This window comes from Nocardioides sp. NPDC059952 (assembly GCF_042730435.1).
Taxonomy (GTDB): Bacteria; Actinomycetota; Actinomycetes; order Propionibacteriales; family Nocardioidaceae; genus Nocardioides.
The window spans coordinates 1-1,194 of the sequence record NZ_JBHWLY010000168.1 but is presented as its reverse complement, the minus strand read 5'-3'; the positions used below and the strand labels follow the sequence as shown (position 1 = coordinate 1,194).

Annotated in this window: 2 protein-coding genes and 1 pseudogene; all 3 read left to right on the top strand. The window is 74.5% G+C overall.

The annotated features are described in order from the left end of the window. Window positions 1-457, top strand: a pseudogene (locus ACFV9G_RS29945) (protein spdB); the annotation flags it as partial. Further along, window positions 454-666 (top strand): hypothetical protein, encoded by a 213-nt coding sequence (locus tag ACFV9G_RS29940; protein ID WP_377541240.1) that lies wholly within the window; start codon window positions 454-456, stop codon window positions 664-666. The pseudogene ACFV9G_RS29945 and the gene ACFV9G_RS29940, both read left to right, overlap by 4 nt. After that, a complete protein-coding gene (locus ACFV9G_RS29935; protein ID WP_378733137.1) occupies window positions 663-1,040 on the top strand; it encodes a hypothetical protein in 378 nt (125 codons plus the stop codon). The genes ACFV9G_RS29940 and ACFV9G_RS29935 overlap by 4 nt, the downstream gene beginning before the upstream one ends. Window positions 1,041-1,194: the final 154 nt, after the last annotated feature.

Genomic DNA, 1,194 nt, shown 5'->3' with positions numbered 1-1,194 from the left:
CGCCCGCGCCGAACTCCGTGCCGAGGCGGGCACCGAGGATACCCGCCTCGACGCCGTGACGGGCGCCGGGAAGCGCGTCGCGGAGGCACAGGCCAAGGCGGCCAGGAGGCTCTCCGGCGCCTGGTCGGAGCTGGACGGAGTCCGGCAGGGCGACGGCACCGGTAGGGCTCTGACCTGCGTGACAGAGCGCGTCGCACCCGCGTCACAGGACGCGTCACAGCCCCGCTGGCAGCTCCCCGTCTGGGGCTCCTTCGAAGAACTGGCCGCCATCGAGGCACCCGCCCTGACGGACGACCAGATCGACGCGATCGTCGCGGAGCTCCGGGCCAGCACCAACCCGCCGATGTCGTACAACGCCCTCGCCCTCGCCTTCCGCAGGGCGGGCCACAGCGCCGGGGAGACCCGGCTCCGGGCGGCCTGGAAGCGCGTCACGACGTCTGAGGCGGTGGGCTCGTGATCGCCCTCGCCTACCTCGCCACCGTGGTGGTTGCCCTCGCGGTCCTGGCGGTGGCCCTGCGCCGCCGCCCGGTCCCGGCCCCCGCGCCGGTCCCGCCGGCGCCCGGACCCGACCGACTCCTGACCGACGGCACACCTGAGGTCCGGTTGATCCTCGCGGCCGCCACCCAGCTCGCCGACCTCGCCCACCGGATGGGAGCCGCAGCATGACCCGCCGACCCGCCATCCACGACGCGGCACCGAGCCTGGTCGTCTCGCACGGAGCCGACTTCTTCGGGCAGGACCACCACCTCCGCAAGGAGGTTGCCGCCCTCGCGTCCTGGGTCCAGACCTCCGTGCCGTACAACGACCGGAAGGCCGTGGCCTCACTGGTCGACGCCCTGGAGTTCCCGAAGCCCCGAACCTTCCCTGCTGCCGAAGCCGCGCTCGTCTCCGAGCAGCTGCTCACGGTCTCCCGGACCCGGCACCTCAAGCCGCGGGCGTCGGCCCTCGCCCGCGCCCTGGCCGACGCCGCCGGCCGCGCCGCCGCCGACGGCGACCGGTGGGTGTGGCGAGTCGAGTCCGAGACCACTACCGCCGCCTGACCACCCCACCACCACCGGGGCCGATACCGTCGGCCCCGGCCCCACCACGGAGGACACCATGGAGACCAAGACCCCCGCCCAGCTCGCCGACGACGCCGCCGAAGCGATCCGCGCTCTGAACCACGCGACCATGTCCACGCGCCCCGGCTGGGAG

Bases quoted from the DNA above. Each gene is read 5' to 3' on its own strand.
- ACFV9G_RS29935 (WP_378733137.1), top strand. From the start codon at position 663: ATGACCCGCCGACCCGCCATCCACGACGCGGCACCGAGCCTGGTCGTC.